General features: G+C 46.9%; 21 protein-coding genes, 1 pseudogene and 1 riboswitch. Of the genes and pseudogenes, 13 read left to right on the top strand and 9 right to left on the bottom strand.

Going from position 1 to position 26,396, the window contains the following annotated elements; translation table 11 throughout:
- Positions 1-55: 55 nt before the first annotated feature.
- Positions 56-1,285, bottom strand: coding sequence for a multidrug effflux MFS transporter (locus MKY35_RS02040; protein ID WP_318627668.1), 1,230 nt, complete (start codon positions 1,283-1,285; stop codon positions 56-58).
- Between the two features lie 202 nt (positions 1,286-1,487).
- Here MKY35_RS02040 and MKY35_RS02035 point away from each other — a divergent pair, with 202 nt between their 5' ends.
- The 5 genes from MKY35_RS02035 to MKY35_RS02015 all read left to right on the top strand — a co-directional run bounded on the left by MKY35_RS02035 (position 1,488) and on the right by MKY35_RS02015 (position 8,494).
- Positions 1,488-2,081 carry a DUF5317 domain-containing protein gene (locus MKY35_RS02035; RefSeq protein ID WP_165147924.1) on the top strand — a complete coding sequence of 198 codons (594 nt, stop codon included), beginning with the start codon at positions 1,488-1,490 and terminating at the stop codon, positions 2,079-2,081.
- Positions 2,082-2,363: 282 nt separating this feature from the next.
- Complete coding sequence (locus MKY35_RS02030) at positions 2,364-4,214, top strand: diguanylate cyclase (protein ID WP_342445438.1); 1,851 nt, start codon at positions 2,364-2,366, stop codon at positions 4,212-4,214.
- 272 nt (positions 4,215-4,486) lie between these two features.
- A complete protein-coding gene (locus MKY35_RS02025) occupies positions 4,487-6,205 on the top strand; it encodes a copper resistance CopC/CopD family protein (protein ID WP_342445437.1) in 1,719 nt (572 codons plus the stop codon).
- 55 nt (positions 6,206-6,260) lie between these two features.
- Complete coding sequence (locus MKY35_RS02020; RefSeq protein ID WP_342445436.1) at positions 6,261-7,007, top strand: DUF1775 domain-containing protein; 747 nt, start codon at positions 6,261-6,263, stop codon at positions 7,005-7,007.
- Between the two features lie 239 nt (positions 7,008-7,246).
- Complete coding sequence (locus MKY35_RS02015) at positions 7,247-8,494, top strand: stalk domain-containing protein (protein ID WP_342445435.1); 1,248 nt, start codon at positions 7,247-7,249, stop codon at positions 8,492-8,494.
- 99 nt (positions 8,495-8,593) lie between these two features.
- Here the strand turns inward: MKY35_RS02015 and MKY35_RS02010 are convergent, their stop codons facing one another.
- Positions 8,594-8,977, bottom strand: a complete 384-nt coding sequence (locus tag MKY35_RS02010; protein WP_023986690.1) for a winged helix-turn-helix transcriptional regulator — start codon at positions 8,975-8,977, stop codon at positions 8,594-8,596.
- Between the two features lie 188 nt (positions 8,978-9,165).
- Here MKY35_RS02010 and MKY35_RS02005 point away from each other — a divergent pair, with 188 nt between their 5' ends.
- Complete coding sequence (locus MKY35_RS02005; RefSeq protein WP_165147912.1) at positions 9,166-9,840, top strand: NAD(P)H-dependent oxidoreductase; 675 nt, start codon at positions 9,166-9,168, stop codon at positions 9,838-9,840.
- A gap of 102 nt (positions 9,841-9,942) precedes the next feature.
- Here the strand turns inward: MKY35_RS02005 and MKY35_RS02000 are convergent.
- A pseudogene (locus MKY35_RS02000) lies at positions 9,943-10,322 on the bottom strand (TIGR02328 family protein).
- 33 nt (positions 10,323-10,355) lie between these two features.
- On the bottom strand, positions 10,356-11,612 hold the full coding sequence (locus MKY35_RS01995) for a DUF445 domain-containing protein (RefSeq protein WP_342445434.1): 1,257 nt from the start codon (positions 11,610-11,612) through the stop codon (positions 10,356-10,358).
- A gap of 594 nt (positions 11,613-12,206) precedes the next feature.
- Between MKY35_RS01995 and MKY35_RS01990 the strand changes: the two genes are divergently transcribed.
- The 3 genes from MKY35_RS01990 to MKY35_RS01980 all read left to right on the top strand — a co-directional run bounded on the left by MKY35_RS01990 (position 12,207) and on the right by MKY35_RS01980 (position 17,702).
- On the top strand, positions 12,207-13,088 hold the full coding sequence (locus MKY35_RS01990) for an AraC family transcriptional regulator (protein ID WP_029514677.1): 882 nt from the start codon (positions 12,207-12,209) through the stop codon (positions 13,086-13,088).
- Between the two features lie 50 nt (positions 13,089-13,138).
- Positions 13,139-13,219, top strand: a riboswitch (cyclic di-GMP riboswitch).
- Positions 13,220-13,413: 194 nt separating this feature from the next.
- Positions 13,414-16,923 carry a collagen binding domain-containing protein gene (locus tag MKY35_RS01985; RefSeq protein WP_342445433.1) on the top strand — a complete coding sequence of 1,170 codons (3,510 nt, stop codon included), beginning with the start codon at positions 13,414-13,416 and terminating at the stop codon, positions 16,921-16,923.
- Positions 16,924-17,039: 116 nt separating this feature from the next.
- Entirely contained in the window at positions 17,040-17,702 is a 663-nt protein-coding gene (locus MKY35_RS01980; protein WP_342445432.1) for a class D sortase, read from the top strand.
- Positions 17,703-17,792: 90 nt separating this feature from the next.
- On the opposite strand, the gene MKY35_RS01975 is transcribed toward MKY35_RS01980, so the two are convergent.
- Entirely contained in the window at positions 17,793-18,260 is a 468-nt protein-coding gene (locus MKY35_RS01975; protein ID WP_013308442.1) for a cupin domain-containing protein, read from the bottom strand.
- Between the two features lie 305 nt (positions 18,261-18,565).
- Between MKY35_RS01975 and MKY35_RS01970 the strand changes: the two genes are divergently transcribed.
- From MKY35_RS01970 to MKY35_RS01955, 4 genes are all read left to right on the top strand, one after another.
- Positions 18,566-19,324: an amino acid ABC transporter ATP-binding protein gene (locus MKY35_RS01970; protein ID WP_039270257.1), complete on the top strand. Its 759-nt coding sequence runs from the start codon at positions 18,566-18,568 to the stop codon at positions 19,322-19,324.
- Positions 19,325-19,366: 42 nt separating this feature from the next.
- The gene (locus MKY35_RS01965; protein ID WP_029514672.1) at positions 19,367-20,197 is read left to right on the top strand and encodes a transporter substrate-binding domain-containing protein; all 831 of its coding nucleotides are present in this window, start codon (positions 19,367-19,369) and stop codon (positions 20,195-20,197) included.
- 71 nt (positions 20,198-20,268) lie between these two features.
- The gene (locus tag MKY35_RS01960) at positions 20,269-20,928 is read left to right on the top strand and encodes an amino acid ABC transporter permease (protein ID WP_023986681.1); all 660 of its coding nucleotides are present in this window, start codon (positions 20,269-20,271) and stop codon (positions 20,926-20,928) included.
- 14 nt (positions 20,929-20,942) lie between these two features.
- A complete protein-coding gene (locus tag MKY35_RS01955) occupies positions 20,943-21,593 on the top strand; it encodes an amino acid ABC transporter permease (RefSeq protein ID WP_342445431.1) in 651 nt (216 codons plus the stop codon).
- 27 nt (positions 21,594-21,620) lie between these two features.
- Here the strand turns inward: MKY35_RS01955 and MKY35_RS01950 are convergent, their stop codons facing one another.
- Genes MKY35_RS01950 through opp4B form a run of 4 tightly spaced genes read right to left on the bottom strand, consistent with a single transcriptional unit; the run spans position 21,621 to position 26,392 of the window.
- Complete coding sequence (locus tag MKY35_RS01950; protein ID WP_342445430.1) at positions 21,621-22,580, bottom strand: LysR family transcriptional regulator; 960 nt, start codon at positions 22,578-22,580, stop codon at positions 21,621-21,623.
- A 43-nt stretch (positions 22,581-22,623) separates the two neighbouring features.
- Positions 22,624-24,444, bottom strand: a complete 1,821-nt coding sequence (opp4A, locus tag MKY35_RS01945; protein WP_342445429.1) for an oligopeptide ABC transporter substrate-binding protein — start codon at positions 24,442-24,444, stop codon at positions 22,624-22,626.
- A 42-nt stretch (positions 24,445-24,486) separates the two neighbouring features.
- Entirely contained in the window at positions 24,487-25,395 is a 909-nt protein-coding gene (locus MKY35_RS01940) for an ABC transporter permease (RefSeq protein WP_342445428.1), read from the bottom strand.
- 28 nt (positions 25,396-25,423) lie between these two features.
- Positions 25,424-26,392 (bottom strand): oligopeptide ABC transporter permease, encoded by a 969-nt coding sequence (opp4B, locus tag MKY35_RS01935; protein ID WP_029514667.1) that lies wholly within the window; start codon positions 26,390-26,392, stop codon positions 25,424-25,426.
- Between the last annotated feature and the right edge of the window lie 4 nt (positions 26,393-26,396).

The raw sequence follows: 26,396 nt of genomic DNA, 5'->3' as shown, positions 1-26,396 counted from the left end.
TGAAATGGTTCACGTATCAGTCCATGGGAGTTTTTTTAGTTCAATTCGCCTAATTTCAAGCCTTCGCGCGTGTTTCCTTAGCAAGTACGGCAAAGCTTATTAGCGCACCAACCTCGGCTATAGCTATAACGATCGCCATCGGTACGGGGGTGGTTCCACTCCCCAAACCTACTAGCGGTGAAGCGATGGAACCAAGCAATAGAGGCAGCAAACCAAGCATGGCGGACGCACTACCTGCGGAGCGCTGCTGACTCTGCATTGCCAATGAAGTCGTCGTTGTACTCACAATCCCTACGCAGGAAACGACAAAAAATAGAGGAACTAAAACAGCAAACAATTGGCCTCCGGTAAAGGCTACAGTAAGCAAGCTGATTCCGGCTACAGCCGCAATGACCAGACCCGACAAGAGTAACTGTCGTTCGCTGAAGCGACCCACGAGTCTACCCGTTAACTGAGAAAACAATACAATCCCCAAACCATTCACTGCAAAAATGATACTATAAGTCTGAGGAGAAACCCCGAAGATATCCTGAAGCACGAATGGTGAACCAGCGATATACGCGAACATCGCTCCTGTAATCAGCGCCTGTGAGAAGGCATAGCCCATAAAGCGTCGATCGGCAAACAAGTGACCGAGTGTCCCTAGCGTCTGCTTCAAACCACCGGATGAGCGGCGGTTCGTTGGCAACGTTTCTGGCAAACCCAATACGACGGCAATCAGCATAGCCACGCCGACCACACAAAGTACCATGAATACACCACGCCAGGAAACAAAGTTCAAAATGGCACCGCCCAGTACTGGTGCAGCAATGGGGGCCACGCCGTTCACCAGCATGAGTAGTGAGAAAAAGCGTGTCAATTCTTTGCCCGAGTATAGATCACGGGCTACAGCTCTGGAAATCACGATCCCTGCCGATCCTGTAAGCCCTTGAATAAAGCGAAGTGCAATGAGCATACCGATATTCGGCGCAAACACGCATAACAGCGAAGCAGCAGCGTACAGAATGAGCGAGATCACCAGCGGTCCTCTGCGCCCCCTTACATCGCTAAGCGGACCAGCAACGATCTGTCCAACGGCCAGGCCCAACAGACAGGCGGTTAAACTAAGCTGCGCCAATGAAGTAGTCGTATGCAAATTGTCGGCTAATGTAGGCAGCGACGGCAAATACATATCTATGGACAACGGCCCGAAAGCACTCAATGCACCCAGGACAAAGGCGATCCATAATATTCGCGATTTGGTCATATCTGCGGCAACCATAACAGTATTGGATAACCGGTTCATAATAATAATCATCCTTTTCACAAAAATATAAATAATTACTTCAATATATCATGATATCACTCATTTCGTCTGGCTTCGAATAATTACACGCTAATCCGCAATTTTTTTTCAAAACTGCTATATATCAGGCAGGAATTTACCAATTTCAGGTCGAATTATAAGGTAACCAAAACAAAAAATTTGTGGAATCTGGAGAATGATAATGGTCTATGATGGAGTGCTACTGGGTCTCATTGTAGGTCTGTTCAGAGGAGGCTGGCGGCAAGGTCTGATCCGTTTCAGTCAAATTCGCCTTATAGCCGGCTGGATGTTCCCCGTGCTGCTACTGGTACAATTCATTATTTTTTATTTCCAAGAAAAATGGACTGGGCTGGCAGCCATTAACGGGTATCTATTTATGGGAGTCTACGTGGTTGGATTGATATTTCTCTGGTTGAACAGACATCATAAGGGATTCAAGCTTATTATCATCGGCGTATTGATGAATTTTATCGTTATGGCGGTGAATGGCGGCAGGATGCCGGTCTCGTTGAGCGCTTCGGAGGTGCTGGGTCCCTATTATACAGATATGCTTAAATCCGGAAGTGTCATCTCGAAACATTACATGATGGATGCGAGCACGCGTCTATCATTGCTTGGTGACATTATTCCTCTCTCCAAGCCCTATCCCCGCACGCAGGTAATTAGTATTGGAGACGTTGTCATGAACTTCGGGATGTTCCTGTTTATCCAAAGCATTATGGTCGTTAAAAGGACCACGGATAAGCAGCAAGAAACCAATCCCCGCCACGCCTAGTGCGTACCTTATTCCAAGGAAGGGAGGGAACCCTATGAAAAACTTGAAATACTCCCGTGTGATTATCAATGCTATTATTGTAGCTTCTGTCATAATTGCTTTGACTTCCGGTTACAAAATCGGGGGCTAGTCACCGATAAGAAAAAAAGGAAGCACAGGCTCAACAAAACAGGCTGGATTCCGGCCTGTTTTTTCATGTGAAATTTTCGATTATAAAATTGTAAATTATCCCATTCACCCCTGGTAGCTTTGACATCAAGATACGACAAGGCAGGAGAAGAAATGATGAGTATAATAAAAAAGCTGCAAGAACGGGTTACCGCGACGGGAATATATGTGTTTTTCATATGTTTGGCAGGCTTGATCGTCCTCCTGTATACGAATCAGTGGTCCTTTTTGCACTATACGACAACAGAGTGGGTCACGATCTATTCCCTATTGGGAGCAGTTCTAATTCTGGAACATTTTACATTTCAGCTACCACCGGCCAGTAACGAGCAGTCCATGGATTCCTCCGTGTATCTGGCTTGTATTTTTGTGCATGGCACCGAAATTGCTATTCTAATTTTGCTGTTAAACGTAATCATTGCTATGTTCCGGCACACAGAACTGTCCTGGTGGAAGCATACCGTCAATTTTTCTATTTACGCCCTTTCCATTTTCCTGTCTTCAACAGTATTTGAACTAAGCGGCGGAACGCAGGGAGCTTTAAACCAAGAGCATTTCGCTTCCTACCTGCTGGCGTTAATTTGCTACTTTGCGGTGAACACAATCACACTGGGCATCTACTTTTATATCGCATACAAAGGGTCCTTCAATGAGCTTAAACAGGCTTTTTTGGCTGAATCCCTGCTCGTATACTTATGTACACTCATTCTGTCTTTGGTATTGACTACACTGATTTATAACAATGGCATTCTAGGACTTTTGCTGTTCCTTGGCCTAAGCATGCTCCTATCTCACGCATTCAAGCAAATGTTCACGCTGTATCGGGAAATCGAAGAAAAAGCAAACATGGATCGCAGAACAGGGCTATACAATCACAGCTACTTTGAAAATACACTTGAAGCTGAATTAAATATATCGAGATCCGAGAATACTCCCCTCAGTCTGGCGCTGATTGATATTGATGATTTCAAAAAATACAATGATCATTTCGGTCATCTTAAAGGCGATCAGCTACTGGGATTTCTCGGTGAGTTTCTTAAGAAGGAAACCTCCGACACCCCCATCACCGTATCCCGCTACGGTGGAGAAGAATTCACCCTGCTTATGCCTGATCATACCGCTGAACAAGCCTATGAAATAGTCAATGCTATTCGAAAAAGATTAAATGATTCTCGTTATGAGGGTGTCGAAATTTTTCCACATGGCTGTCTGTCCTTCTCCGCAGGTATTGCCCAAAGCCGCATTGACATCTACGACAAATCACAGCTGGTCGATCTGGCGGATAAAGCCCTGTACTACGCCAAGAAACAGGGCAAAAACATCGTTCATACGCATGGAAGCTTAAATGAAATAGAGCGCGAGGTCGATCTGGGACAGGATATTCGTGATCTGGAGCAGCAGCTTAATTTGTTCTTGTACAAGGATATTAACACTTTCAAGCATTCCAAACGAGTATTCAGATATGCAGCAGACATGAGCGATGTGCTTCAGCTCGGACCGGAAGATAAGCGGCGTTTCATACTAGGCGCTCTCATTCATGACATTGGTAAACTGGAGATTCCCTGGAATATCCTCAATAAAAAAGAGAAGCTAACCGGTGAGGAATGGCAGATGGTGCAAGCGCATGTTATGTGGGGCAAACGTATTGTCGAAGCCAACGAACGATTCGTAGATTTGATTCCTTTTGTGGAGCTGCATCATGAACGTTATGACGGAGGAGGCTATCCGTTTGGCTTTAAGGGCGAGCAAATTCCACTTTTATGTCGGATGCTGACGATCATCGACTCTTTTGATGCGATGACAACCGAGCGTCCCTATCAACCCACCAAAACGTTCGAGGAGGCCATTGAAGAATTACGTGCTTGCTCGGGTAGCCAATTCGATCCCAAACTAACGGCTATTTTTATCCATTATATTCAACATAAGCAACCTGCTTTCACGGATCTCATGGAAACAGGGCTCTAATTCCTTCATAGGCTCTTCCTCTTTGCCCCTAGCATGGTTGAAATCGTCCTGAATCCAACCACACTAGGGGTTTTCATATGATTGGCATTTTGTATAATGCTTATTATTTCAAATTTCATATAAATGTCATAATTCGCTCCATCTATTCGCGCTATATGCACTATGATTAAGATAGGAATGGATTTGTCCGTCAGGCAAAATCCTCCTGTATAAAATGTTATAAATGGGGATATCCTCGCTTCAAGTAATCGAGAGAAGGTGACTTCACAAGCATGTTGTATCTGTCCAGACCAGCCCGTGTGGCTTGTCTTTTATTGCTGTGTCTCCCCCTTCTGGTCCTGTTTCCTCACTCTTCGTGGGCTCATGCATTTGTCATTGAATCCAGTCCGACCGAAAATCAGGTTTTAGACAAGTCGCCTTCTCAGGTGACCATTACCTTCAATGAAGATTTGCAATCTGCCTTCATGTCGATCAAAGTGACCGACGAAACAGGCAAGCGGGTCGACACAGGAAAAGCACAGCTTGACCCGAATCACAAAGCCACCATGGAAATCCAATTGATCCCAGGGATGAAAAATGGAATTTACTCTGTTAGTTGGAGAGCTTTATCCTCAGACGGACATCCAGTTAATGGAGTTATTCCATTTCAAGTAGGCAGCGGTTCCAATGCGCCTACCCATCAAGCTACCGCACCTGAAGGCTCAGGGACATCACGAATCGACTTAATCGCTGTCCGTTGGTTTCTTTACATAGGACTATCGCTGCTTTTTGGAGCGATTTGTTTCCGGCTGTTCATCTTACCGAGCATAAGCCAAGACAAGAATCAAAGTGAACAGCATAAGCAAAATCAGCGGCCCTTTGAAACATCGCCCCGCTGGAATAAACTGCTATGGAGCGGCTACGGCATAACGTCTGCCGCCATTCTGATCAGCCTGCCACTTCAGGCTTCATGGGATGCCGGGGTTTCCATCAAGGAGGGCTTCTCACTCCCGATTCTGGGAGAAGCTCTCCAGTTTACTGGAGCCGGACAAATTTGGTTTATCCAGATGATTCTCGTGCTACTCCTAAGCGTAACGCTGATTTACGCGCTGGATTACAGCATTTCGAGTCGCCAGCACCGTCTTTGGGGCTACAGCTCGGCTCTCCTAACGCTATGCCTCATGCTGTCCAAGGCCTTTGTCGGTCATCCGGCAGCGGCTACCCATCCAGCTCCAGCCATTGCGGCGGACTTTGTCCATCTCGCGGCAGCAGCCTTTTGGATCGGCTCACTTGCCGTCATGGTCGTGTGCCTGCCGGTTGCCGGAGCAGAGTTGCCCGTATCCGAGCGGGCAACTCTGCGACAAGCCGCCTTGCGCCGCTTCGCCGGCTGGGGCATTGCTATGGTGGCGGCACTACTCGCCACCGGCATATATGGAGCCGTACTGTACATTCCGGCTCTCTCCATGCTGCTGAACACGTCCTATGGACTCGTTCTGCTCGGCAAGGCAGCGCTGCTGCTAGTCATGCTGGCCTTCGCCGCCAGCCAGTTCCGCAGCGCACGGCAAGCGGCGCCCAGCAAGCAAGCCGCCCGGGGATTGCGTGCCGAGTTGTCCGTCGGCCTGCTCGTGATGCTGTTGACTGCGGTGCTCACTCACCTGTCACCCGGTCAGGCACCTGCTGTACCGTTTGAGGAGACTCGCACTACGGGTGGATATAACGTTACCCTGGCAGTCAGCCCCAATGCTGTGGGCAGCAATGAATTTAAGGTATCCGTTCAGGATAGCAAGGGTGCTGCCGTTTCAGGAATCCAGCAGGTTACATTAACGCTAACTCCAGCAGACCCTGACCAAGATCAACAGGAATTTGTTCTACCCGTGAAGCAGCAACAGCCATTCCGCAGTCAGGAATTGATGACCTCCGAAGGAACATGGACGGTAAAGGTACATGCTCTGACGGCTTCACTCGATGGGGTTGATGCTGAATTCACCCTGCATGTAGGCCGTAAAAAATAATTATTTTATACTTCAGGATTTTGTGAAATCCTCACTTAAAAGGAGCGAATTGAATATGAATACAACAATTCAAACAGCAAAATCTAGATTTTCCAGGTTTGCGACCTCTGTGGGTCTAATCGCAGCGGGTGCCTTACTTTTTGCAGGTATGGCCAGTGCACATGTGACAGTCAAGCCTTCTGTTTCACAACCTAATGCGTGGGAAACGTACACATTGAAAGTACCCGTGGAAAAAAACATTCCAACCACCAAAGTCGCCTTGAAAATTCCGAAAGAGGTCGTTTTCAAACAATACGAGCCTGTACCGGATTGGAAGGTAGCCACCGAAAAAGACAGCTCTGGCAAAGTAATCACCGTGACCTGGACGACTGAAAAAGACGGCATTCAAGCAGGTCAATATCAGCGTTTCGGCTTTGTAGCGCAAAATGCAGACCAGAATACCGCAGCAGCCTGGGACGCCTTCCAGTATTACAGTGACGGAAGTATCGTGGAATGGACAGGCGACGAAGGAAGTAGCAATCCTCATTCCATTACCGAAATTACGACGGACGCCACGTCCGCAACCCCTGCCCCTGCCGCAGACAGCGGACACGATTCAGCGGGTACGGCAGCAGGGCACTCCAGCACAGATACGGCTAAAGATAGCAACCCCGCACCTGCTTCGAACAATGCTGTAGAAGCTGCACCTGCCGCTTCTGCTCCAGCCAGCTCTGCTGCACAAACGACAGCACTCGTTCTCTCAATCATTGCAGTCGTTCTTGGTGCCGCAGCTGTCGGCATTGCACTCAAGCGCCGCAAGTAATCTGGGTTACGTATAAAATTAAGAGCGTTTTAAAAAGAAAAAGCTGATACCTATTTAAAAGGTGTCAGCTTTTTTTGCATGAAAGAAAACGATTAATATTCAGCTTTAATACATACTCAGATTTATCTCATCCTATCATTTCACATTCACCTTTCTATCATTTTTTTGGTAAAATAGGTAGAACCCTCACGATTCTAACATGATAGCATTGCAATCTATTGAGCATAGGAGATCATAGGATGAAAATCGTAAATAAGGCTCTGTTATCTAGTGCTATTTTTCTGAGTACCACAGTGGGCATCTATAGCCCCTTGGCACAAGCTGAAGCCGGCAAGATCAGCATTATGCTGGACGGATATGCATTACCGTTCCCTGTACAACCTGCCATGATGAACGGCACGACCATGGTTCCCTTTCGTGCGATTTCTGAGGCTCTTGGCATTACAGTGAAATGGGATCAAGCCAGCCAAAGCATCACTGCTACCAAGGCGCAAGGCTCTTCTACCAAGCAGGTGGTTCTAAAGATGGGTAGCCGCAATGCCACAGTGGACGGACAAACGGTTCAACTAACAGCCGCTCCGCAAACCGTGCACGGCAGCACCATGATTCCGCTGGGCTTTTTCGGGCAGCAGTTTGGAGCCACGGTGAACTGGAACCAGGGAACACGGACGGTCTCCATTACATCGCCTCGTGAATCGATGTATACAGTAGGCTTCTATGCGCTGTCTTCCTTTGACCAAAAATCCAAAATACCGGATTTTAACGCCGTTGCCTTCGGCTGGAGTCGAATTGATACGAACGGACAATTTACCACAAACGGCAAAGAATACAAATGGCCTCAAGCCGCTGGAACTGTAACGCCAGAGTCCATTGTGCAGGAGGCAGACAGCCAGGGGACTTCCCCTTACCTGATGGTCTATTCCGGAGATGGCAATCACGAGCTGACCAAAGTTTTGGAAAATGCGCAGCTTCAAGAACAAACCATTTCCCAAATTGTCAGCACCGCCACCGACAAACAATTTAAAGGCATTACGCTAGACCTGGAAGGATTGGGCTGGAGCGGCGACAAAGCCAAAGCTCGTTCAGACTACAACACCTTTATTAAAAAGCTATCGACCAAAGCGCATCAGGCCGGGCTCAAGCTCACCGTCGTTCTGCATCCGCTGAACAGTTCTTACTCTGGCTATGACTACAAAACGCTGGGCAATCTGGCGGACGATCTGATCATCATGGCTTATGATTACGGACAAAAGGCTACACCTGAGCCTTTGGAAAAAGTGGATGAAGCCATCCAACTGGCCTTGAAGGAAACCTCGCGGGACAAGCTCATTTTGGGGATTTCGATGGGTAGCGAAAAAGACAGCACCGTTAACGCCAAGATCGGTTTAGCCAAACGTTATGACCTCAAAGGAATCGCTATCTGGCGCTTGGGCATCATTGGAGAAACGGCCTGGGCGCAGATGAACGAAGCCATCGAGTTTAAATAAGTGTACATTTTATCCAAGTAAAACCGACCTTATTTCGCCCGCCAGATGATTTCTTATGCGTCTTCTATGAAATCATCTGGCGGGCTTTCTTCATTCCCTTTAACAAAAGTGCTTGCCTGATTTGGAAGTTGTCGTCACAGGCTCGCAACCCTGTTCTCCATAGAAGATCCCCCAGTCTCTCATAAAATCCAGCAACGGCCTTAACGTATCTCCTAACGGGGTAAGCGAGTATTCCACACGCGGTGGGTTCTCATTATAAATTTCACGGTGCACAATGCCATCTCTCTCCAATTCGCGCAACTGCAAGGTTAGCATCCGCTGTGTAATATTGGGCAAGGTCCGTCGAATTTCGTTATAGCGCCGCGGTCCTGTGGTCAAATGATACAAGATGACTCCCTTCCATTTGCCGCCTATAACCCCGACGGTTTTCGCTACCGGACATCCAAAATTAACGCTAACTGCATGTTCCATCTCCTGTGCCATGTATACCCTTCTTTCTGTAGAATGTGTAAACCAATAGCCCCAGACGTATGACAAGGAACAAATATGTGCGTACTTGTTCCCTGCAAAAACTTTCTATATGATAACTATATATTCGATATCAGCTCTCATTATAGTAGCAGAAAACCCATAGAGCACCAACTAAACCCATACCCAAAGGAGTACATTTTATGTCTAATACATCAGCTAAAAAACAGGAAATTCTGGACGCCTTTCTGTTCAGACACGCCACGAAAGAATTTGATCCCAATCGCATCATACCGGAAGAGGACTTTCAGTTCATTCTCGAAACCGGGCGACTTTCTCCAAGCTCCGTCGGTTTTGAACCATGGCAGTTTGTAGTTGTACAAAATCAGGCATTAAGAGAAAAGCTGGCTGCGGTTTCCAGCGGTGGTCAAAAGCAGATTCCTGCGGCTAGCCACGTCATCCTGATTTTGGCGCGCAAGGATGTTCGTTATGATTCTCCTTACGTGGAGTATATGTATAAAGAGGTTAAAGGTATGTCTGAGGAGGAATTTGCCTCACTGCCAGGCCGCTATAAGATTTTCCAGGGTGAAAGTCAACGCCTGCTGGAAAACGAACGTACGCTATTTGACTGGGCTTCCAAGCAAACCTATATTGCCTTAGGCAATATGATGACCGCGGCGGCTCAGATCGGTATTGATTCCTGTCCGATTGAGGGTTTTAACTACGATCAGGTGCATGCCATTTTGGAGGAAGAAGGACTGCTGGAGAACGGGCTGCTCGATATTTCAGTCATTGCTGCCTTCGGTTATCGCGCTCATGAACCCAAACGGGAAAAATCCAGACAACCCCTGGAAAAGGTCACACGCTGGATTCTGTAATCTAATATCCCGATTCTCTCCCAAACGCTGAACATTGAAGCATCAAAAAAGCGGGCTTGCGGCACTTCATCTGAATGATGAACCTACCGCAGCCCGTCTTTTTTAGGTCACTTCAATTTCTATTAAAATCCCCTTGGAAGCCAGGTTATCCAGGCACTCCTTCATATACTCATCGTCATGCTCCACATATGCACCCGCGCCTGCCAGTTCCTCACCCAGCTCTGCCCCCAAGGCTCACACTGCTTACCGCGATACAAAGGCTGTTCCCATAGTGGGTCAACATTGTACCCTCTGCTTTTCATTTCGTCCATAATGAGCCTATGATAGCGCACCAGCAGCATGGGGTGATAATCGAACACATAATTCACGGTGGCGTGTGGCTTGCCCCACCCATTCCCGCGCAGGGCACAGCACTCACGATGTTGCCCCAGCAGTTGCGGACGGGGTAACTTGTCGATTAAATGTTCATGCCAAAGCCTCATGCTTCCACAACCCTATCTGTAGCTTTTTCTGATCTATTGGATTAGCATACGGATACCTGTCAGCACAATGCCGATCAGGAAGCCTGTAACTGCGCCATTAATACGTATCCACTGCAAATCCTGTCCCAGTTTGTCCTCCATCAGTGCAATCAGGGATTTGTTATCCATTTTGTCTACATTTTCGCGCACCAAGTTACCAATCCGACTATGGTTGGCTTCCACCAGTCCAGTAATACCTTCCACAATTCGCACATTGATCTTGTCCAGCAGCTCGGTATTCCTTCTTAAATCAGTCAACATTCGATCCAATAGCGGTAAAATATAGGTCTGCACATAGCTTCCGTCTTCCATGTAGTCCAATAAGCGTATACGCAGTTCCTCCATTTTTCCCAGAACCGACGCATCACCTTCCCAGGCTTCAACAAGGCTATCCTTCCAGCCGTTCAACCCTTCCTGAACCGTATCTTTCGTCGCCAATCGGGTCACCTGTGTTCTTAGACCATCCAGCACGGCCTGACGGCGCGGGTGCTCTTCCCTTTGCAGTTCTGCTACCTGATCCAGCAAAAAATGACGAATCATTTCACCCATACGCTCTTCGTTCAGATAGCCGAGGAATGCGTTCAAGGCAAACTGCATCAGTCCGCTCACCTGCAAACCGCTGACAGCCTGCATACCTAAGGTACCCAGCGTATAGCCCGTTTCGGGTCGCAAAAGCCAGGACTCGGCTTGTTCCAGCGTGTAATCCAGCGCGCGGCGATCATAGCCCTTCTCGCTGGTCTGACGAGCAAGCGCCTCCAGCAGCGGTCCGGCGTCAAAATCAGTCACCTGCCGCTTGAGCTCTGCCACGATGACCGGAGCCAATTCCGCGAGCGGGAGCGACTGGACGAGCCGCTTGGCAAGAATATCTATGGATGCCGCCGCCTCCGGCGTGCGCAAACCTTTTTCCACACCACCCAGCACCAAATCGGCCAAACGAATATCTGCAATTTTAGACGCGATGCTGTCTTTGTTTAGCAAGTTATTTTCCACCGTACTCACCAAGGCATTTGTGAGCTTGTCCCTATTTTTAGGAAGCAGCGCGGTATGTGGTATCGGAATGCCTAGCGGATGACGGAACAAAGCAGTGACAGCGAACCAGTCCGCCAGTCCCCCTACAAGTCCTGCCTCAAAAGCTCCGGCTAACAAACGAGCCCAGCCATATTGCTGGAAGGGCAATGTGGCTGCAAAGCCTGCCCCTAGAATAACGAGCGACCAAGCCGCTGCGGTTTTCGTATTTTTGGGTTTTCCCATCCTGTAATCCTCCAAACTGACTGTCGAGTAAGTAAAACACTATACCTGTATTACCCATCATATCATTGCCCGTGTCATTTCCAAAGTTGAAAGCACTCTTGATGAAACGCGCAAGGCCACTTTTTGCGTAATTTTTTATGCATATATCTCTCTTTTTTACATTCATGTTCGTGAACTAAATCACAACACTGGGCCCAAAATCTCATTTTTAATAATAAGCCTTACGAACCATTTTATCAGAACCAAGTCCTAAATTTCTTAAACCGAAAGGAGAAGTGAAGGGAAAAGTTGAATGGGCATGTAAGATATCTTTTTCAGCACTAATTCTATCTTTGACCCCAGAAAGGATTTGAATCTATGATGACCTCAGAATTCTTTCAACAATATTCGACCTTTTATACGGATGATCAGGTTAGATGTCCATAAGAGCGAGGCTTCTATAAAACTTACAAACATAATTTGATATATAGACATATTTCATGTGATAAAATAAACTTTTATATATAGTAAATCATGTTTAATCAGCCATTATATATTGGTTAAATCAAACCAAGATAAGCTAGATAAAATTGCTTCTTTGTAAAGGAATTGAATATGACAACAGACCAAAAAAACAACGAGGGCCTCTGGAACGGCGAACCTGTCGTAATTGTGCGCACTCCCTCCGCTTTTGCCAAGCAATCCCTTTTATATATTCAGGAACTAGGCTACTTCCAAAAAACTTCTGCTTTTACGGTGGAAAGAAAAGAACTCGCCTCTTTTTTGCTTGTTTTCACGTTGTCTGGCAAGGGAGAATTACTATACCGGGACAAGAAATATATTTTAAAGCCTCATGATTTGTTTTTTATTAACTGTGAGGAGTATGTGCAATATAGCACCTCCGGTCATGAAGCCTGGGAGTTTATCAGCTTATACCTGTACGGCAACCTGATCGGAAACTTTTACGAACAATTTGCCAAGCATAATAAACCGGTAATATCCATGCATAATCCGTATATTATATTGGACAAACTGCATGCTCTGATTTGTGGGCAGTCTGACAGAAGTCTTTCCGCTGAACTGCTAACGTCCAGGCTCATTGGTGAAATACTGATGTGCATCTTGCAGCATCCCTATGATCACCAGCATGTGAACGCTGAAACCCTCAGCGAAGTACGTCGGGTACAGCAATATTTGGATCAGTCCTACTGTGAGCGAATAACACTGGACTCGCTGGCAGACATGTTTGAATTAAACAAGTTTAATCTGGCTAAAAATTTCAAAAAGCAGATCGGTTTCTCTCCGATTGATTATCTCATTAATGTCCGTATCACAGCCGCTCAAAGCTGGCTTAAAACCAGTGACATGTCCATTGTGGATATCGCAAGGTACGTAGGGATTCCCAATACGAGTCATTTTATTAACCTGTTCAAGGAGCATGTAGGAGAAACACCTCATTCCTTCCGCAAAAAGTGGGGGAACCGTTCCAAGCTGTAAATGAGAGGTTACATGAAATCAGTTTGATAGATGATAGACGCACAAGCTATTCAAGTTAATGGCAAAGCTGTCGAAAGGCAGTGACGCAAAACTATAGGGCCTTCCTATCCGGATGGCAGCCAGCTACCAGATGAACGAGCTTTTTATTATGCCCTTTTTTACATAGATCCACCACAAATTGCTATGCCTATCTCGAAAAAAGCCCTGATCGCTATGATCAGGGCTTTTTTTCTATTGGGATAGTCATGTCAGCCTAGCATGCTGAATATACTAATTTCGAACGAAGCATTGCCATATTACGATGAATAGGAGAATCACTTGGAGCATGAGAACAAAAATAAATGTAATGATCATTGCCTTATTGCTCATTGTCCAAAGCTTTTTCAACGCAACATTGGCTTACGCAGATGCTCCAGCCCCAGAACTGCCGCAGAGTGCTGTATCCGATCCTACACATACCGTTACGGATGCTGTATACGGCGTCCCGAACCTTGAACCTCCCAGGGAGATTCCTTCAAACACGCCCCCCTTCGTTCAAGGAGCAGTCAGTTCAAAATCTCAACATGATGCAACTCCGCAGAGCATACTAACGAAGTTGAGCCTGACCGACGAATCAGGGCATGTCATTGATGCGGTATATAGTCCCGACAGCCAATTCGACATCGGATCAGCCATCCAACTAGGCTATGAATGGGAGCTTCCTGACAATACCTATAAGTCAGGAGACACTTTCACCTTTCACTTACCAGAACAGTTTGTCATCTACACTGATATCTCATCTCCGTTAGTCACTACCGACGGAACCGTGGGATACTTCACAGTAGACCGTCAGGGCAAGGTGATCATGACCTTTAACCCATATGTAGAGAATCATTCCAATGTCAGCGGCAAACTGCAAATCAAAACCGAGTTTACAAAAGAAATAGTGAAAGGTAGTACAGAGGTCATCATTGCGATTCCGATCAAAGGCGGGGTGCAAACGGTCATCGTGAATGTAAAACCCCAGTCAGGGCCGACCCTAAGCAAACAAGGGAAACTAGCTGGCACAAATCAGATCGACTGGACCATTGATGTGAACAAACAGCTAAACACCGTAAAGCATGCCTTCATCACCGATCCAATTCCTTTAGGACTGGAACTCAGAAGAGACTCTATCCGGCTCTATCATCTCCAAGTCAATATCGACGGATCGACCGTTGTTCGAGACCTAGTAAATGCGAGTGAATATGCCATTGAAGCAGATCAAGCCGGGACAGGGTTTCTGATTCGTTTTCAAGACGATAGCATGAACACGGCCTACCAGATTCAATATTCCACGCGCATTACTGGCGACGAAACTCGTTTTTCCAACACAGCAACGCTTTCAGGAGATGCGATAGAGAACGTTGCTGCTACCGCTACTGTTCAGGTAGAACGTGGTGAGTTTTTGTCCAAAAAGGTTGAAAAATATGATCATGCCACACAAACACTCTCGTGGGCCATACGATACAACTTCGGCGAGACAAAAATCCCCGAAGCCAAAGCTCTTTTAATTGATCATTTCAACAAAACTCAGGAATTGCTGCCCGGTTCTTTGAAAGTATTTAAAGGAAACACGCTGGAGGAACTCCCATCGTGGGCGTATAGTGTCATCCCAGTTGATTATCCGGACCGCAACGGCTTCAAACTTCAATTTAACTTTGACGTAGATTCAGCCTATACCATCCGATACCAGACTCAAGCCAGAGGCCGTGTCTATGAAAATGGAAAAGTTATAAACATCATAACCTCAGATGGAATCCAGAAGATCGTATCGACAGAAATCACAAGCGGAGTTATGACTAAAATGTATGACACACCCAATTACAACACCAAAATCATACCTTGGGTGATTACCATTAATACAGACTTGTACACCATGAAAAATATTGTCATTCACGATGTGTTTCCAAACGGGGGCTTGGCCTTGTTGCCGGACACCCTGAAAATTCAAAGTGTTGACGGAACAACGGAGCTACGTGCGCCCACGGATTATGAGCTGATTCCGCTATCACAGGACTATAAACAAGGATTTACGCTCAAATTTCATAAAACCATTCATAAAGCTTATACGATCAAGTATTCAACCACCTATAACAATGACTGGAAAACGGATACGACGAAGCCTGAGTTTCGTAATAAATCCATTATAGAATACCAGTTTGAAGACGGAGAAACATCATCGCATGCCGTGGAGTGCCCGATCTGGCCGGACTTTATGACACAACGAAACGGTGCCAAGCAAGGAAGCTATAATGCGACCTCCAAACTCATTACCTGGGACATTAAAGCCAACTACAATCGCAAGATCCTAAATCACGCGGAAGTGAGAGACCCCTTGCTGCAAGGTCAGAAGTTACTGCCCGGCTCCGTGAAAGTACACGATATGACCTTGCTGGGATGGTGGGATGGCGTACAAAAAGGGGCTGAAATCCCGGCAGATCAATACACCATTATCCCTCCCTCCGAGCAAAATGGGAATGAATTGCGTATCCAGTTCAAGGAGCAGATACAGACTCCCTACTGGATTACCTTTCAAACTTCATTGGTAGGAGAACTAATTGACAAGGAAATTCATAATCAAGCCCTTCTACTGGATGGACAAAAAACAGTCTCCCAATGGGCAGCGCAAGTCACGGTACCTCATGGTGGAGAATATGTATCTAAAGTCGGTACACAAAATGGAAATAAGATCGACTGGAGCATCCGCATCAATGAAGGACAGTCACATGTATCCAACGCTAAAATTATAGATCAGCCTAGCAGCAATCAAATCTTAATCGAGGATTCCTTTCATTTGTACTCTACAATCATCGCTGCCAACGGAAATACCACCAAGGGCACCGAGTTGATTAGAAACCAAGATTACAAGCTGTATATCAAAACAGATGCTCAAGGCCAGCAAACGTTTGAACTTACTTTTGCCAAGGATATTTCCTCTGCTTTTATTCTTGAATACCAATCATTCATTCATGCTGAGGACAAAGCCAAAGTGAGTAATAAGGTTGCCTTTGAGGGGGATCGCCTGACGACAGAGATGCGGGAAACCAGCCAGGAAATCATCGTACGAACGTCTTCCGGCTCCGGTTCCGGCGGGGGTGTGACCGAAAGTCTTGAGTTGACCAAGGTAGACCAGGATATGCCTGAGAAGGTGCTGCCTGGCGCACAGTTTGCGCTCTATGATAAAGGTCAAAAAAGAGCCCCTCTCATTCAGACCACCAATCAGGAAGGCAAAATCATCTTTTCCTCCTTGCTTCATGACGATTACATCTTAGAGGAATTGGCAGCACCGGAGGGCTATAAAATCACCGAGAGCAAGCTTGAGATCAAAATAGACGCAACACTGCGACAAAGCTCTGGTGTAAAAAAGATTGTGATCACCAACCGTAAAGAAAAGAAAAACGAACCAGGAACGCCTACTCATCCAGACCCGTCACCCCCGTCTGGAGGCTCAGGTAAGAAACATGACAGAGATCCGGAAATACCCGATACTCCGTCTGTAACCGTTCCTCCGTCATTGCCAATGTCTCCGGAGGACATAGCCCTTCTACAGGAGGAACCTGCACCTATACCGCCGGAGCCGCCAGCCGTCATGCCTCATCAAGATCCTTCTCCTCCGGTGGATTCGAAAGACGATCCCGAACCTAAGATCCGTGTCAAGGTTCCCGGGAAAGAGCCAGAAGAGCCAGAGGATCCACCTGCTGTACATCAGTTGCCCCAAACAGGTGAAAGCAGCCCCGTTCCGTTCTATTTGACAGGCATAGCGTTGGTTATGTGGGGCGTATTGTTGAAATTCAGACGGACGAACAAAAAATAAAATGGATCACCTGCCCTGATCTCTCGCCTCATTCCATTTCCGATTGGAATGAGCCGGGAATGGGGCATTTTTCAAAAAAATATGTATAATCCGTACTTTGCTTAGGGGAGGCGAGATTGCTGAGTCTGCGTAAACTTTCCTACGTATTTATTTTGTTAGGCTTACTTTTTATTTTGTTTCCTAAAGCGACGGAATGGAATGAGGATCGGGAACAAAGCAAGCTATTAAAAGCAGCAGAACTACCATCAGGAAAAAGCGACGCGCTATGGACCCCCAGTCTTACGGACAGCTATGCTCGCTTGTCCACTCGTCTTACGGAAGTCCCGGTTCGTGAAACACGACAAAATGCTTCCCCACCCCCTGTTACCATTGGAAGCGCTAATGAAACTCCCATAGCCACTATTAGTATAAGTCGTATTGCTTTAAAGCTCCCTGTATTGGAAGGCGCAACGAGGATAAATATGAGACACGCGGCTGTACATATGCCGGAAACGGGGACGCTGGGACAAGCGGGGAATGCCGCCATTGCTGCTCATCGAGCCCGCACCTCTGGACGTTTATTTAATCGTCTAAATGAATTGAAGATCGGCGATAAGATTGTTGTTAACACTCGGGGTAACCAATATGTATATAGCGTTTATAGCCTGAAGGTGGTCGATCCTACGGACGTGTCTGTTCTGAAAAGCTTCAAAAAACAAAAGCTGCTCACGCTGATTACATGTGACCCTCTCATAAATCCCACCCATCGTCTCATTGTTCAGGCCAAACTAAGCACCTAAAGCCAATTAAAGCGCCTATTTTTATGAGTAAAAATAAATCAGGCGGGCCATTCCTGTTCACTTACAGAAATATACCCGCCAATGTTCACATTACGATTCAGTTGGATTCTTGGCAATCAACTTGAAATCATCAAAGTGGAATCCTGGTGCAACCACACAGGTTACCAGTACGGGCTCATCCCCAAGCGGACGTGCCGTTTGCCATACTGCTCCTGGGACGAGTGCTTGTGGATGCTGTCCTGCCTCCACATCTGCACCAACAATAATCACAGTTTCTTCACCAGGCTCTTCTCCGCTTCCACCCAATTTCAACTCTACAGGGCTTCCGCTATGATATAACCACAGCTCATCAGAATGGACCACGTGCCACTCGGAGAACTCGCCCGGATGCAGCAAGAAATACGTAGACGAAGCTGCAAAGCGCGGACCAGAATACACATCCGGCAGTACAGGCTTCGGAATTTGAAAATGGGCCTTCCACATCTCTTTGTACCAGCCGCCTTCTGGATGGGGCTCCATGCCCAATGCCGTGACTAGCGGTGAAATAGCTTTCGTCATTGTCTAACCTTCCTTTACCCTAAATTCCTTCTTCCCTACTGTAAAACATAGCGTTGCTTTTGTCACGTTTCACCCTTGGCTTGTCGGGGATCAATAATTTATGTGAAATTTATTAACATAAAAATACGGATATTTACTCATTTTCATCATATAAATAATAGTTTACTAGTGAAAATCACACCAAAATACATTACACGTAAAGTTTTATGACATAAAATCTTGTTTTTTATTGTAAGCTTATAGTATCATGAGAGAAATTTTTAAATTCTAATAGAGCTTGGTCATGTCAATCCGTCTACTAAGCTATGTATCCAAGCCTAAAAGGGGTGAGCTCTCTGATCCAGTTTCGCAATGTCAACAAGCATTACGGTCACTTTCATGTACTCAAAGACATTAATCTTCAGATTAAGGAGGGCGAGGTCGTCGTCATCATCGGTCCCTCCGGCTCGGGTAAAAGCACCCTGCTTCGCTGCATCAATCGTCTAGAAACGATATCGGATGGGGAACTAATCGTTAACGAGATCCCTGTACATGACAAAAAGATTGATATTAATGCCTTCCGTCGCAATATCGGGATGGTATTCCAGCATTTCAATCTGTATCCCCACAAAAAGGTAATTGAAAACATTGTACTGGCACCTATGAAGGTACTGGGCATCTCGAAAGAAGAAGCTACTCAAACAGCCATCACTTATCTTAAGCGCGTCGGAATCGAGGAAAAGGCACAGAGCTACCCCGCCCAATTGTCCGGTGGACAGCAGCAGCGGGTCGCGATCGCCCGCGGGCTCGCGATGAATCCAAAAATTATGTTGTTTGACGAGCCTACCTCAGCTCTTGATCCCGAAACGATCGGAGAGGTACTGGATGTTATGCGCTCGCTCGCCCATCAGGGCATCACAATGGTCATTGTCACTCATGAAATGGGCTTTGCACGTGAAGTGGCGGACCGCGTGATTTTTATGGACAAAGGACAGATTTTGGAAGACAGCCAACCTGCCGAATTTTTTCAGAATCCGGGTGAGGAACGGGCCCGCCTGTTCCTGAGCCGTCTGATTCATCATTAAACAGACTACCAATGTAGCGTAAATCGAAAGGGGAATGTTCTGATGAGAAAAAGATTTCAATGGAGTACTTTGGTGCTGGTAGCTTTATCTTGTCTGCTCGTCTTGGCAGGCTGTGGAGGCAAAGAAGGAGCGGCAACGTCGGGAAATGAGCCGGCAGCAGCCAACGGGCTGGAAGCGATCAAACAGCGTGGCAAACTAGTCGTTGGTGTGAAATACGATACCAAGCTGTTCGGACTGAAAGACCCGGCTAGCGGAAAAGTAGAAGGCTTTGATATCGACATCGCCAAGGCTGTAGCCAAACATATTTTTGGCGATGAAACCAAACTTGAACTAAAAGAAGTCACGTCCAAAACACGAATCACCTTATTGCAAAACGGGGACATCGACGCCATTATCGCGACGATGACCATTTCGGATGAACGTAAAAAGCAGGTTGATTTTAGCGACGTCTATTTTAACGCCGGGCAATCTCTACTCGTGAAAAAGGGGAGCCCCATCACCGGGCTGGAGTCCCTGACCCCGAATACCAAGGTGCTCGCCGTGAAAGGCTCTACTTCCGCCAAAAATATCCGTGAAAAAGCACCAGAAGCGACGATATTAGAATTCGAAAACTATCAGGATGCTTTCAATGCCCTCAAAGCAGGTAAAGGAGAAGCGTTAACTACCGATAACTCTATTCTGCTCGGCATGCAGAAGCAAGATCCGAATTATATTCTTGTAGGCGGGAACTTCACAGAGGAACCTTACGGCATTGCAGTAAAGAAGGGACAAACCGAACTGCTACAAGCCATTAATGATACGATCAAGGAACTGAAAAGCAACGGTGAATACGATAAGCTCCACGAGCAATGGCTTGGGGTTAAGCCCGAATAGTATTCTTGTGAAGGAGCCGCGCTTGCGAGCTCCTTCCTTTCTTAAGTCTGGATAAGGAGGTATACCTGTAGATGCTTACTTTTGATATCAACGTACTTTTCGATCATAGCGACCGTTTCAGAGAAGGCTTGCTTCATACCGTTCAAGCTAGTGTCATTGCCTTGATCGGAAGCTTTATTCTGGGGGCTATTATTGCCATCCTCCGAATTGCGCCTTTTAAATGGCTAAACTGGATCGGTACCGTCTATGTAGAGGTCATCCGCAATATCCCATTGCTGATCGTCGTGCTGTTTTTTTATCTCGGGCTTCCCACTTTGGGCATCCCTTTGGACGGATTCGTATCTGGAACGCTTGGATTGACCGTATACACAGCCTCCTTTATTGCTGAAGCCATACGTGCCGGCATTCAATCTGTGCCCAAGGGGCAATTTGAAGCGGCAAGGTCTTCCGGGTTGAGTTACAACCAGACGATGATCAGCATTATTTTACCGCAAGCGATCAAAATTGTACTGCCTGCAATCGGCAACCAATTCATTAATCTGGTCAAAAACTCTTCCGTGCTGGCTATTGTGGCCGGACTGGATCTCATGTATTACTCGGACCTCATTAACTCGGATACCTTTCTGCCCATCACAGTCTACGCCATCACGGCGTTGTTGTATCTTATCTTGACAGTTCCGCTTAGCTTTCTTGTACTGTACATGGAACGGCGTCTGTCCAAAACATCCTAAGGAGGGAAGCCTGTATGGATTTCGGTGGATTGTTTGTGTGGCCTAATGTGCGTTTTATACTGGAGGGCTTCCTGCTCACGCTGGAGGTTGCTATTTACTCTATCGTGTTCAGCTTCGCTCTCGGTATCATGTTCGGCATCCTGCGCTATACCCGCATACCTGTCCTTTCACAGGTTGCAGCCTTTATCATTGATCTGATTCGCAACCTGCCCTTATTGCTCATTATTTTCTTCATCGGCATGGTTTTACCATCTATCGGTCTTTCCATTTCCCTCAAGTGGGCGGCCATTACAGGCCTGTCGATCTTCGAGGGAGCCATGATCGCCGAGATTGTGCGCAGCGGTCTGAATTCGGTCCATAAAGGACAAGTGGAAGCCGCACGTTCCTCCGGCCTGAGCTACTCTCAAACCTTATGGCATATCATTCTGCCCCAAGCGCTTCGTCGCATGGTGCCCCCGATTGTCAGCCAGTTCATTTCCCTATTCAAGGATACCTCACTGGCTGTCATTATCAGTTTGCCGGAGCTGACGCATAATATTCAGATTGTCGGTGGGCAAAATCAATCCTTTGTCATTCCAGCCCTGCTGTTCGCAGCTTTCCTGTACTTTGCTGTCAATTACAGTATGTCACTGATTGCACGCAGGCTGGAAGTTCGTACACATTAAAGCTCGTGATACTCATCAGGGTTGCCACTAGTTGGAACGCACGGTTAGTACAGCTTGTATCTCTTTAATCAATTGCTTCAACGCTTCTCCCTGATAACGGCCAGACCGATAAACCAGCTCTAGCTGACCCTGGAGCACGTCGCACAAAATAGGTACAGTGCAAAATTGTGAGCGATCCAATTCTGTTGCAAGGGACTCCGTCTGTAGGGTTACGGCAAGTCCATCCTGCACCCAGCGCAGGATGGAAGGTATGGAATTGGTCTCCAAGACAGTTGCAAAGGGATACCCGTGATCACGGAAGTACTTCTCAATCAGTTTCCTGCCGGGATGACACTCTGGCTGCATCCCCCAGGGTACATGCCTCAATTCGTCCAGCGTAATGGAAGAACGGTTGGAAAACACATGCTCTACCGGAACAACAAGACAGTAGTTCTCCGTACGAAGAGGAAGCTGGACAAGCCTTTCATCCGTACCCGAATGCAGCGTGATGCCAACATCCACTCGGTTATCCAGCAGCTGTTCTGTGACATCAAATGATGGATGGATGTGCAAGCTGACTCTAGGAAATGACTGATGAAAATGGACAAACATTTCTTGTAATGGTTCCTCCAGCTCCGGTAATGCGATACCAATCCGCAAACTCCCGCGTTGCTCGGTGCGCAACTCCTCAATGGAAGCCTTTGCTTGCTGTAAATCCTTGAGCGCATGTGCACTGTGTTGCAGCAACAATTTCCCGGCATCTGTCATTTTAATTTTCTTGCCTGCACGGTCAAAAAGAGTCATGCCCAATTCCTCTTCCAACGCCTTAATTTGCAAGCTAAGCGTGGGTTGGGAGATTCCGATCTTTTCCGAAGCTTTCGTAAAATGCAGTTCCTCGCATACCGCAATGAAGTATTGAAGCTGACGTATCTCCGTCTTCCTTCTCTCCCTTCGAGAATCCCCAGAATGATTGCATAAAAGGTCAAAAGAAGCGCAAAATCGGATCAAACCGGTTCGCGCTTCTTCTTCAGGTTATTGCGCTTTTTTTAGATTATTGGGCTACTTCTGCTTTTTCCGCAGTCAACGTAATATTCGCAAACGTGTCTGCATCATACTCCTTGCCACGGGTAATATTGTAATTGGCTACCCGATTATTCACTGCCTCCAACGAGTAACGGAATAACGTCGGTACAATGGGTGCCTCCTCGCTCATATACGCCTGCCACTGATTGTATATATCTTTACGATAATTGTCGTCAAAGGCTTTCACAGACACCCCTTCCTGCAACAGCTTATCATTCTCTTCACTGGTAAAGCGCGAGTAGTTAAAGCTGGCTCCGCGTCCATACAGCCCACTAGGGTTTACATCTGTACCTGTACTCCATGCGCCGCCAAAAATATCAATGCCGGGGTCATCCCTCTGCACACGGTCATAGAAAGAATTGAACTCAAGCAGACGACCGTCCACCAGCTCGACATGAAGCCCGACATCCTTCCAATTTTGCAAATAAAACTTCGCCAGCGATTCGGCTGTCGCATCCCCGCTCATTGCCGCATAATGGAGCACCAGTTCCTTGCCCTTAGGGTCCTCACGGTATCCATCTCCATTGGTGTCCATATACCCTGCCTCGTCCAGCAGCTTTTTTGCCTTGTCCGGGTCATACGCAATGCCCTTCGCATTCACATCATGATATCCCTTAAAGGCGGGCGGGACCAAGGATGTCGCAGGAGTCCGAAGCCCATGATAGAGCTGCTTGCCAACCTGCTCGTTATTCAGCGCATAGCCAAGGGCCTGACGCAATGACTTGTTCGCCAGCTTGGCGTTCGGGTCCATGATATTTAGACTCTTGGCCTGATCGAATTTTCCCATTTTAAAGCCTACATAGCTATAAGATAATTCCTCCTGACCGAGAAACTGTACATTTTTCGGATTGCTGGCCTCATTGTAACGGGTGGTTGGATAGCTGGCCCAGTCAACCTCTCCACTTTTCAGCGCCTCGGTAATGACATTCGGGTTCACCACCTTCAGATGAAGGCCATCCAGCTTGGGTACACCGTGAAAATAATCCTCATTTTTGACAAATTCCACAGATTCACCTGTAACCATGGATTTAATTTTGAACGGCCCATAGCCAATCGGATTTTTACGGACAGGGTCTGATCCGGCCATATCTTTCACGGGGATATTCTGAAACACCTTTTTCTCCAGGGGGGTAGACCAAAGTCCCGATTTCACCGAAGGATTAGGTTCCTTGAAATGAATGGTAACCTCTTTCTCATTGAGCACTTTGATGCCAGAAATGGTTTTGGCCTTACCCGAGTGATAATCTTCCATGCCCACAATATTCGTCATAAAACTATCATAACGCGGACCTTCGTAGTCTTTATGACCGATCACTTCATAGGAAAAAGCATAGTCCTCCGCCGTTACGGGATTACCATCCGTCCAGTTCAGTTTGGGATCAATTTTAACAGTCACCGCCTTATTGTCTGGGGAAAAGGAAATCGTCGCCGCCCCTTTATTGTCAATATTCAGATTGGAGTCAATCGAAAACATAGAAGGGTAAAAAAACTGGAAGACTTCAAAATCAGGATTGCCATCATAAAATACAGGATTCAGAATTCCTTCAAAGGGGGTATCAGACACGAGTGCATAATTGATGATGCCACCCTTAATCGGTGCCTTATCGTTCTTAATCGCCTTCGCCAGCGCTGTGGCATTCACCTGCTTGCTGTCGGATCCTGAGCCGCCTGTACCGTCAGACGATTTCCCTCCATTTGAAGCGGAAGGCGAACCACTGCATGCGGCCAGAGAAAGCACCAAAATTGCAGATAGAACAGGCAGAATTCCTTTTTTCCAGTGTTTAACCATTGTAAATCCCTCCTTGTCATTGTCCTTATCCTTGAACTTCAGTTAACCCAATCGTTGTCTGGCATCCGTGGCACGTTTGAGCGCCTGGCCAATAAAGTTAATCGCCAGCATTAACACCAAAATAAGCAATGAGGCAGGTAACCACATCCACCAGCTATTCTGCAAAACATCCGGGTCATTCGCATAACTCACCAGTGTACCCAAGCTTGGCGTAGATTCCGGCAAGCCAAAGCCGAGATAAGAAAGCCCGGTCTCAATCCCGATATTTCCCGCGAGGCTGAGGGTCAGATTGACGATCACGACCGAGCTAAGATTGGGCAGCACACCAAACCAGATGATTTTCCAATTGGGTGTGCCAAGGGTTTTGGAAGCCTGCACATAATCCAGTTCGCGCTCCGACAACACCTTCGCCCGGATCAGGCGTGCTTTTCCAATCCATAAAAAGGCAGTCATGATAAAAATAAAGGACCCTATGCCGCTTTTGGGTACAATGCTGACAAATACGATGACCAACATCAAAAATGGAAGCACCAAAATAAAATCAATAATCCGCATGATGAGGTTATCGACCATTCCCCCATAAAAACCAGCCAGTAAACCTAATGTTAAGCCAATAGCGGCGGATAACAATGTAATCGTAAAGCCAATAGTGAAGGAATTGCGGGCTCCAATGACCAGTTGGCCGAAAATATCTCTGCCCGCTCGATCTGTCCCCAGCCAATGTACTGAGCCTGGAGCTTCACGAATCGCGCCCAAATCGACCGTCGTGACTACATCCTGATTTACAAACAGGACAGAGGCATATATAAAGATCAAGAACAGAATCACAAAGCCAATGGAAACCAAGGCCATTTTGTCACGCACCAGTTCACGACGTAGTACAGACCAACTGGATGGTGATTTACGAATGATTTCCGGCGTGAAGACCTCCTCCACCTGTATAGACACCATAATCCCTCCCTTTCTCTAGACTTGTTCGCTACTCAATTCGAATGCGGGGATCGACTTTGCTTAGGATGACATCAGATAAAAGAGTTCCTAATAGTGCCAAGAAGCCAGAAATCATGACCAGCGCGTTCACGACTGAAAAGTCCCGTTGAGTGATGGACTGAAGAAATAATTGGCCCAACCCCGGATAACCGAAAATAGATTCAAGAAAAATGTTGCCTGCAATGACTCCCGTCAGGTCATAACCTAAAAAGGCAGCGATCGGCAATAGCGAGTTTTTGAAAATATGGCGGGAATAAATTTTACCTTCGGGTACCCCTTTGGAACGCGCTGTCTTCACAAAATCCTTCAGTCTTGTGTCAATGACCTCATTGCGCAAATACTGAATCGTAGCCGTTGTACTGAGCAATGCGCCTGTAACCGCCGGTAAAATGAGATGATACGACTTGTTCACGTAATATGACCATGCCCCCGGCTCCACACCTACATCCACACTGCCGCTGGTTGGGAACCAGCCGAGCCTGAAGCCGAATACATACAGCAGCAGCAACGCGAGTATAAATAGAGGTGTCGCAAAGCTGAGATAGGTATAGCCCACGACGGTTTTGTCCAGTAGACTATGCTGATAGCGACCACTGAGTACACCGAGCGGAATGGCGATCAGATACGTCAGAACCAGAATGACTACGCCCAGAAAGAACGTGTTCCCCAGACGGCTGCCAATCAGATCGGTAACGCTAATTTTATGTACATAAGATTTGCCCAGATCCCCGTGAGCCAGCTGGACGAGCCAGTTCCCATACTGCATCCACACCGGGTCATTCAGTCCCAGTCTTTGTCGCTGCTCTTCCAGTGCGGCCGGATTTAGATTGGGAGTTGAAGTGATGAGCCCTGTCAAGGCATCCCCTGGCATAGCCTTAGCTAGGAAAAATATAAGCACGCTCAGTGCAAAAAGTTGAGGGATCATAACCAGTAGCCGACGCAGTGTAAATTTCCACATTTCT

The organism is Paenibacillus sp. FSL L8-0638, from assembly GCF_038593075.1.
Taxonomy (GTDB): domain Bacteria; phylum Bacillota; class Bacilli; order Paenibacillales; family Paenibacillaceae; genus Paenibacillus; species Paenibacillus polymyxa_D.
Note: the sequence above shows the minus strand (reverse complement) of the source record. Positions and strands in the feature narration are given on the sequence as shown.